The following is a 7,856-nucleotide window of genomic DNA, read 5'->3' as shown; positions in this document are numbered from 1 at the left end:
CCACACCCGCAAACTAGCCCGGCCACAGGCGACGATCAAACGCACTGGTCACGGCACTGCGATCCGCCCTGGCGGCGATCCGCAGCTCTCCACCCTGCTCCGCAGGAGTCCGTTTCCTCTCCGCCCTGAATGGCGGAGTATCCACGGAGGAATCCGATGACCCAGCCGCCGACCACCCCGGCGCCGACCACCCTGCGCCTGGAGAACGGCCTGCGCGTCCTGCTGCAGCCGCTGCCCGGCTGCCAGGTCGTCGCCACCTGCCTGCACGTCGGCACCGGATTCCGCAACGAGCCGGTCGCCGGCGCCGCCCACCTGCTCGAACACGTCCTGGCCCAGGGCGCCTCCAGCAGCAGACCGCTCACCGACGCCGTCGCCGCCACCGGCGGCACCACCAACGCGCGCACCGCCGCCGACTACACCCAGTACACCGCCGTCCTCCCGGCCGGCACCCTGGACCTGGCCCTGCGCATCGAACACGAGCGGCTCACCGACCCCGACTTCGGCCCCGGCCACATCAGCGCCCAGATTGCCGTCGTCCAGGCCGAGATACGCCGCAACATGCTGCAACGCCCGCACGGCGGACTGGTGCTGTTCGACCTGCCCGCCCTGCTCCACGACACCTGGGAGAACCGGCACAACGGATACGGCGACATCGAGGCCCTGCACGACCTGGGCCCCGCCGAACTGCACCGCTTCTTCCTCGACTCCTACGCACCCGGCAACGTCCACCTCGCCCTCGCCGGCGACTTCGACCCGCAGCACGCCCGCGACCTGGTCGAACACCACCTCTCCCCGCTGCCCCCGCGCCCCGCCCCGCCCCGCCCCCACACCCCGGAAGCCCCGCTCACCGCCCCCCGCCGGGCCCAGCGCGCCGAACGCATCGCCCGCACCGCCCGCACCGCCCTCGGCTTTCGCACCCCGGACCCGGTCACCGAACCCGGCGCCCACCTCGCCACCGTGCTGCTCGGCGAACTCCTGGAGACGCTGGGCACCGACTGCGCCTGCCACCCGGGTGCCCGCCGCACCTGGGGCGCGTTCCGCACCCGCGCCCACCGCACCGGCAACCCCTTCGACGTCGCCCGCGACGCCCTGTTCGCCGTGGACTTCCCCCACCCCGCCGGCACCGACCCCGACGAAGCCGAACACTGCCTGCGCACCGTCCTTGCCACCGTCGCCGACGCCCGCGTCCCGCTCACCGGGCCCCTGGCCCGTATCCGCCGGCAGCTCGCCCTCGCCCTGCACGCCGAACTGGACTCCGTGGCGAGCCAGGCGTCCTGGCTGTGCATCGGAGCCGCCGTCCACGACGACCCCCTCCACCTGGCCGGCCTGCCCGGCGCCCTGCACCGGCTCCCCGACACCGAGGTGAGCGCCGCAGCCGCCCGCTGCGCGACGGCCCCCGCCGCCCGCCTCACCAGCCTCCCCACCCCGGCGACACCCCCGGCAACACTCCCGGTGAGCGCGGCCGCCCCCGCCCGGACAGGAGCCCCGGCATGACCGCACCCACCGCACCCACCGCATCCGGGCCCGTCCCCGCACCCGCGCATCCGGCGCCCGCCCCCCGCTTCACCGCCCCCGCCCACCGCGAGCACATCACCGGCCGCGGCACCGCCGTCGCCGCGCGGCGGCCCGGGACCGGCCAACTGACCGAAGCCAGACTGCTGTTCCCGCTGTCCCCGGCGCCCGGCCCGCACCAGAGCCGGGTCGAGGTGATGGCCGAGGCGCTTCGCGGCGCCCTCACCGAAGCCGCCGCCGACCTCGCGACCGTGCGGGTCGAAGCCCGCAGCGACCGCGCCGTCATCGCCGTACGCACCTTCGCCGACGACTTCGCCGCCACCTGCGCCCGCATCCGCGACTGCCTCGACGCCGGCCGGCCGCACGAGCCCCGGCAGGTGCGCGAGGCGGCCGGCCGCGTCGCCCGACGGCTGACCGCCGCCCAGAGCGCCCCCGCCCTCCTCGCCCGCACCGGCTTCCTCACCGCCGTCTACGGCCCCCACCCCTACGGCCGGGCCGCCACCGCCGCCCAGAGCGCCGACGTCCAGGGCCCGCACACCGCGACCCTGCTGCACAGCGCCGGCCCCGCCCGCCGCCACAGCGTCACCGTCGGCCCCGGTCCGGTCGAAGAACTCCTGTCCCAGGCCGCCGCACTGCTGCCCCACCCAGACGCCGCGCCGGCCGAAACGACCGCACCGCCCGCCGACCCGACACCCCCACCGGCGGTGGCGCGCCCCCGCAGCACCGTGCTCCACCCCGCCACCCCGCAGACCCTGCTCCGCCTGGGCACCCTGGTACCCGGCCGCAGCCACGAGGACTACCCGGCCCTGCAACTGGCCGTGCTCATGCTCGGCGGCTACTACGCCAGCCGCCTCACCCGCGTCCTGCGCGAACGCGAGGGCCTGGCCTACGCACCGCGCGCCGTCCTCGACCCGCTGGGCTCCCACGCCGTCCTGACCGTGGAGGCCGACGTACGCCACGACGGCGCCGCCCGCGCCCTCACCCTCATCACCCAGGAGACACAACGCCTGGCGGACGGCTCCTTCACCGCACAGGAACTGCGCAACGCCCAGAACTACGCCGTCGGTTCCATGGCGATGGCCTGCTCCTCCCGGTCCGGACTCGCCTCGACCTACGTCGCGCTGCTGGCCGGCGGCCTGCCCGCGAGCCGGCTGGCCGGCTACGAGGACCGGCTGCGCGCCCTGACCGCCGCCGACGTGGCCCGCACGGCCGCGGCCCACCTGGCCCCCTGCGGCCTGACGGCGGTGGTGATCGCCCCCGCCTGGATTCCCGGCCTGCCGCCCACCGCACCCGACGGCACCTGAACCCGCCCCGGCCACGCACCGACCCCGAACACCGGCCGCCCGCACCCGCACCCGAACACCGGCCGCCCGCACCGCCCCTGAACTGCCCCGAGCCCGATTCCGAGCCTGACTGACGACGATGGGACCCACCGTGGTGAAAACGTTCATCCAGCGCACGTTCTCGTCCCTGCGCGGACCGGCCAGGACGCTCGGCGCACTGCACTTCGTCGACAGCCTCGGCAACGGCCTGTTCATGGCCGGCTCCGCGGTCTACTTCATCACCGTGGCCGGCCTGCCCGCCACCGTCGTCGGCCTCGGCCTCTCCCTCGCCGGCCTCAGCGGCTTCGCCGCCAGCATCGTCTTCGGCCGGCTGACCGACACGGTAGGCGCCCGCCGCCTGCTCGCCGTCCTGCTCCTCCTGCTGGCCGGTGCCTACGCCCTCTACCCGGCCGTGCACTCACCCGCCGCCTACTTCCCGGTCGTCGTCGTGACCGGCGCCCTGGAATACGGCTGCGGACCGGCCTTCGGCGCACTGATCGCCGAACTGGTCCCGGACGGCGAACGCGTCCGGGCGCGGGCGGCGCTGCGCTCCCTGTTCAACGCCGGCTTCTCGGCCGGCGCGCTCACGGCGGCCGCGCTGATCTCCCTGGGCAAGGACACCCTCAGCCTGCTCCCGCTCGGCAACGGCCTGACCTTCCTGGCGGCGGCCGCGCTGGTGCTCAAGCTGCCCGCGACCGACGCGCGGGCCGCCGCCGACGGCACCAAACCCTTCGGCGTCCTGCGCGATCTGCCCTTCCTCGGCGTCATCGGCGCCTCCAGCCTGCTCGCCCTGCACAGCGCGGTCCTGCTCGCCGGAATACCGCTGTGGATCGTCAGGAACACCCATCTGCCGCACGGCATCGTCCCGTTGATCCTCGCCGTCAACACGGTCCTGGTGGTCCTCTTCCAGGTGGCGGCGGCCCGCGGCTCGGAGACCCTGAACGGCGCGACCCGCGCGGCCCGCCGGGCGGGACTGGTGAGCGTGCTGGCCTGCGCCGCCCTGGCCGCGGGACGGTTCACCGGGTCCTGGGGCACCGGCGCGCTCGCGCTCACCGCGGTCCTGCTGTTCACTCTCGCCGAACTGTGGCAGTCGGCCAGCGGCTTCGGCCTCGGTTTCGGCCTGGCCCCCGAGCAGGCGCGCGGCGAGTACCTCGGCGCCTTCCACCTGCACGTGGTCATCCAGGCCACCCTCGGCCCCGCCCTGGTCTGCTTCCTGGCCGTGGGCCACGACTCGCTGGGCTGGCTGGCCCTGGCAGCCTTCTTCCTGGCCGGCACGGCGGCGATCGGCCCCTGTGTCGCCCGGGCCCGCCGCAACCTGCCGACCCAGCACCCCGAACCCACCCGCCGGCCCCAGCCGGCCGCCTGACCCGGCCCACACCGCGGACACCGCCGAGCAGCGCGCCGGACCCGGCCCGATGATGCCCCCTTCCCGGCCCGGACCTGCCCGGCCGGTCCGCAGGAACGCTTGAGACGTATGCGAAAGATGCTCGAGCCGAGCCCCGGAAACTACTCCTGCCGAGCCCGGACCGCCCGGAACGGCCCAGGATCTTCTCGGCATCCCCCCCACCACCCCCAGGACCCGGACGGAGGCGGAGGCCAGACATGACCGTCGAACTGGCGGGCACCGCCGAACACGCGCCCCAGAGCCAGGATTTCGCCGCCCTGTACGCGCAGGTGCAGCAGTTCTACACGCACCAGATGCAGATCCTGGACGCACACGACACCGAACGCTGGGCAGGCACCTTCACCGAGGACGCCGTCCTCGAACTGCCCTTGCTGCCCGAGCCGGTGCGCGCCCGCGCCGGACTCGCCCGCTACGTCCGCGCTGGCGCGGCCCGCCGGCGCCGGGCCGGCAGCCGCCTCGACCACTGGATCGGCATGCTCGACGTACGGCCCCGGGCCAACGGGCTGCTGCACACCCGCTGTTCGGCCGTGGTGCACGTCACCCCCGGCGCGGGAAGCCCCCCACTGCTGTACGTGTACGTCATGGAGGACGTCCTGGTCCGCACCCGCGGCACGTGGCGCACCGCGCACCGCCGGGTGACCCGCGACGACCTGGCCTGAACGGGGACAGCGACGCGGGTGCGGGAGGCGGGAGGCGGGACTCGAGAACGCGTTCAGAGCGGTTCAAGGTCCACTCGTGCCGGCGGGCGCCGCGGCCCCAACCCGGCTATCGTCCCAACTCCCGCCCCCGGTCCGGCCACTGGCCGTCGGGCCGGACGCCGGAGTGTCTCGTCGATGGAGTCGCCATGCAGAAGGCGGAAGAGCCGAACCTGCGCCTGTTCGTGTTCCACCATTCCGGTGGATCGCATCTGGTGTACCGCGACTGGCCGGCCTGCTTCCCCGGCTGGGATGTGCAGATTCCCGACGCGCCGGGCCGCGGCCCCCGCGACAGACGTCCCGCGCTGACGCACGCGGGCGCCCTGTTCGATCACTTCCTGCACGAGCTGGACAGCCTGCTGACGGGCCCCTACGCGTTCTTCGGGCACAGCATGGGCGGGATGGTCGCCTACGAACTGACCCGCCGGCTCCTCGACATGGGCCGCACGCCGCCGGTGTGGCTCGGCGTGTCCGCGCGCGGCACGCTGCACCCCGACGGGGACCCCGTACGCCGCCACCTGCTGTCCGACACCCAACTGCGCCGGGAACTGGCCGCGATGGACGGCACACCGTCCTCGGTCCTGGACCACGATGAACTGTGGGACCTGTTCGCGCCGACCATCCGCGCGGACCTGCGCATGAGCGAGACCTGGCGCACCGAGCCCCTCACCGCGCCGCTGCCGGTCCCGCTCTCGGTGTTCGGCGGCACCCGGGACCACGTGGCGCCCCCGCACCGCCTGGACGGCTGGGCGGACACCTCCGAGCACTTCCTGGGCCGGCACCTGTTCGACGGCGGCCACTTCTACTTCCAGGACCGGCTCCCGGAGGTCGCCGGGCGGATCCAGGACGACGTGCGCCGCGCCCTGCTGCCGGCCCGGCCGCCGTCCGCGGCGGTGCGATGACCGTCCTCGACCTGCCCGTACCGGCCCCGTTACGCGGCGAGGCGACCGAGTTCCGGCTCCTCGGCCCGGTCGTCGTGCACGACGGGGCGACCGGGACGGGCATCGTGCCCTGCGGCCCCAAGCAGCGGGCCCTGCTCGCCACCCTGGTCATCCACGCGGGCCGACGGCTGTCCGTGGACCGCCTGGTGGAAGAACTGTGGGGCGAAAGGCCCCCTTCCAACGCACCCAACGCCCTCCACACCCACGTCGCCCGGCTGCGCCGGCTGCTGCCCGCCCCGGGCCACGAGTGGATCAGCACCCTGCCCACCGGCTACCTGCTGAGACTGGACCGCGCCTCCACCGACGTGGACCGCTTCACCCGCCTGTCAGGACAGGGCCGGGCGGCGGTCCCCGAAGACCCCCGGTCCGCGATGCAACTCCTGCGCCACGCCCTGTCGTTGTGGCAGGGAGCGGCCCTGCAGGACAGCTGCCACGGCCCGCTGTGCACAGCCGAGGCGGACCGTCTCGAGGAGCAGCGCCTGGCCACCCTGGAAGCCCTCTGCGAGGCGAGCCTGAACTGCGGCAGACACGCCGAGATCATCTGCGACCTGGAGCGGCTCACCGCCGACCATCCGCTGCGCGAGCGTTTCTACGACCTGCTGATGGTCGCCCTGTACCGGGCCGGCCGGCAGGCGGAGGCCCTCGGCGTCTACGAACGCGCGCGCCGCCGTCTGGTCACCACGCTCGGCATCGAACCGGGCCCGGCGCTGCGGTCCCGCCTGGCGGCGATCCTCAGCCACTCGCCCGCGCCGGCGACGGCGTGTCCTGGCCGTCCGGACCTGGCGGCGGAGGTGGCGCAGCTCCGGGCCCGGATCGATCAACTGGCCCGGGGCCAGGAGGACTTGATGCGCAAACTCCACAAGGAGCACGCCGGCCGGTAGCGCCACGGCCCGCGCCCGGCGCTCCGGTTCCCGGAACCGGAACGGAGAGCGGGGGCCGCATGTACCCCGGCCTGCGCGAGGCGGTGGGATCGTGCCGAGCCCGGGGGAGCCGCCCAAGGCGGCGGGTGGCGGCGCCACGTGCCGCCTCCCACGCTGTCGTGACACGGTGGCCCCCGCGGCTACCGGCGGGCCCGGGTTCAGGACAGGCCGGTGAACGCGGCGAAGACGTCGTCGAGTTCGTGGGTGTGCACGGTCAGCGACCGGGCCGTGAGCGCCGCCGCGTCGAGGACCGCGAGCACGGACCGCAGGGTCTCGACGCCGGCGTCACCGGGGATCTGCAGGACGAGCGTCGCGGGCTCGCTCCACGCGTCGGCGAAACCCGGGCCGGATCCGGCGCGGAAGGCGGCGACGGCCCGCTCGAGCGTGATCGCGTCGGCGAACCGCAGACGGATGAGACCGCCGGGCGGATCACTGCGGGCCGCCTGCCGGGACTCGCGGTCACCGCACTCCTCGCGGTCCCCTGAGCCGGGGTCGCCGTCGCGGTCACCTGACTCGCGGTCACCTGGCCCGTAGTCATCCCACTCGCGGTCCCCGGACTCGAAGTCGCCGGCTCCGTAGTCGTCCCACTCGCGGTCGCCGGACTCGTAGTCATCGGACTCGCGGTCACTGGAGTCGAAGTCGCCGGACCCGAAGATGTCCCGTTCGCGGTCGCCGGACTCGCGGTCGCCGGCCGGCCGGTCCGGCCCGTGCTCCGGGTATGCCGGCAGGAAACTCAGGGCGGACAGGGCCGGGGGCACCGGGTGTCCGGGCGCGTCACGGGGGACCTGGCCACCGGTCCCGTACACGAGGGCACGGACCGTCCCGTGCCCGGCGGGGCGGTCGTCGTCGTGCGACGCGCCGGCCTCGGCCAGGGCGCTCAGCAGGACGAGCCCGGTCTCGGGGGGCAGGGAGGCGGCGAGCCGGCGGGCCAGTCCACGGGCCCGGTCCCCGTCCCCGTCCGTTTCGGCCGTGGCGATCAGCTCGTCGACGAGGGCGGCCGGGCGCGGCGCGGGATCCACGGCGTGCAGCGGGCGCCCGGAGTCCGGCGACCGCCGGACGAA

6 protein-coding genes and 1 pseudogene are annotated in these 7,856 nt (G+C 74.9%); 6 read left to right on the top strand and 1 reads right to left on the bottom strand.

Features of this window, described 5'->3' with window-relative positions; genetic code table 11:
* The first annotated feature begins 156 nt into the window (after positions 1–156).
* The 6 genes from N4G66_RS44500 (at position 157) to N4G66_RS44475 (ending at position 6,756) form a co-directional block, all read left to right on the top strand.
* Positions 157–1,494, top strand: coding sequence for a M16 family metallopeptidase (locus tag N4G66_RS44500; RefSeq protein WP_261710037.1), 1,338 nt, complete (start codon positions 157–159; stop codon positions 1,492–1,494).
* The gene (locus N4G66_RS44495) at positions 1,491–2,816 is read left to right on the top strand and encodes a M16 family metallopeptidase (protein WP_261710036.1); all 1,326 of its coding nucleotides are present in this window, start codon (positions 1,491–1,493) and stop codon (positions 2,814–2,816) included. The genes N4G66_RS44500 and N4G66_RS44495 overlap by 4 nt, the downstream gene beginning before the upstream one ends.
* Positions 2,817–2,934: 118 nt before the next feature.
* Entirely contained in the window at positions 2,935–4,200 is a 1,266-nt protein-coding gene (locus tag N4G66_RS44490; RefSeq protein ID WP_261710035.1) for an MFS transporter, read from the top strand.
* Between the two features lie 236 nt (positions 4,201–4,436).
* The gene (locus N4G66_RS44485) at positions 4,437–4,898 is read left to right on the top strand and encodes a nuclear transport factor 2 family protein (RefSeq protein ID WP_261710034.1); all 462 of its coding nucleotides are present in this window, start codon (positions 4,437–4,439) and stop codon (positions 4,896–4,898) included.
* Positions 4,899–5,083: 185 nt separating this feature from the next.
* A complete protein-coding gene (locus N4G66_RS44480; RefSeq protein WP_261710033.1) occupies positions 5,084–5,836 on the top strand; it encodes a thioesterase II family protein in 753 nt (250 codons plus the stop codon).
* The gene (locus tag N4G66_RS44475; protein WP_261710032.1) at positions 5,833–6,756 is read left to right on the top strand and encodes an AfsR/SARP family transcriptional regulator; all 924 of its coding nucleotides are present in this window, start codon (positions 5,833–5,835) and stop codon (positions 6,754–6,756) included. The genes N4G66_RS44480 and N4G66_RS44475 overlap by 4 nt, the downstream gene beginning before the upstream one ends.
* A 197-nt stretch (positions 6,757–6,953) precedes the next feature.
* On the opposite strand, the pseudogene N4G66_RS44470 reads toward N4G66_RS44475, so the two are convergent.
* Positions 6,954–7,856, bottom strand: a pseudogene (locus tag N4G66_RS44470) (hypothetical protein); the annotation flags it as partial.

The sequence above is a fragment of the Streptomyces rhizosphaerihabitans genome (assembly GCF_025399795.1).
In the GTDB taxonomy this organism is placed as follows: Bacteria; Actinomycetota; Actinomycetes; order Streptomycetales; family Streptomycetaceae; genus Streptomyces; species Streptomyces rhizosphaerihabitans.
This window is presented reverse-complemented; position numbering and strand designations above follow the sequence as displayed.

What these genes read in the sequence shown, in the direction of transcription:
- N4G66_RS44490 (WP_261710035.1), top strand. Translation starts at nt 2,935, where the DNA reads ATGGGACCCACCGTGGTGAAAACGTTCATCCAGCGCACGTTCTCGTCC.
- N4G66_RS44495 (WP_261710036.1), top strand. Translation starts at nt 1,491, where the DNA reads ATGACCGCACCCACCGCACCCACCGCATCCGGGCCCGTCCCCGCACCC.
- N4G66_RS44500 (WP_261710037.1), top strand. Translation starts at nt 157, where the DNA reads ATGACCCAGCCGCCGACCACCCCGGCGCCGACCACCCTGCGCCTGGAG.
- N4G66_RS44475 (WP_261710032.1), top strand. Translation starts at nt 5,833, where the DNA reads ATGACCGTCCTCGACCTGCCCGTACCGGCCCCGTTACGCGGCGAGGCG.
- N4G66_RS44480 (WP_261710033.1), top strand. Translation starts at nt 5,084, where the DNA reads ATGCAGAAGGCGGAAGAGCCGAACCTGCGCCTGTTCGTGTTCCACCAT.
- N4G66_RS44485 (WP_261710034.1), top strand. Translation starts at nt 4,437, where the DNA reads ATGACCGTCGAACTGGCGGGCACCGCCGAACACGCGCCCCAGAGCCAG.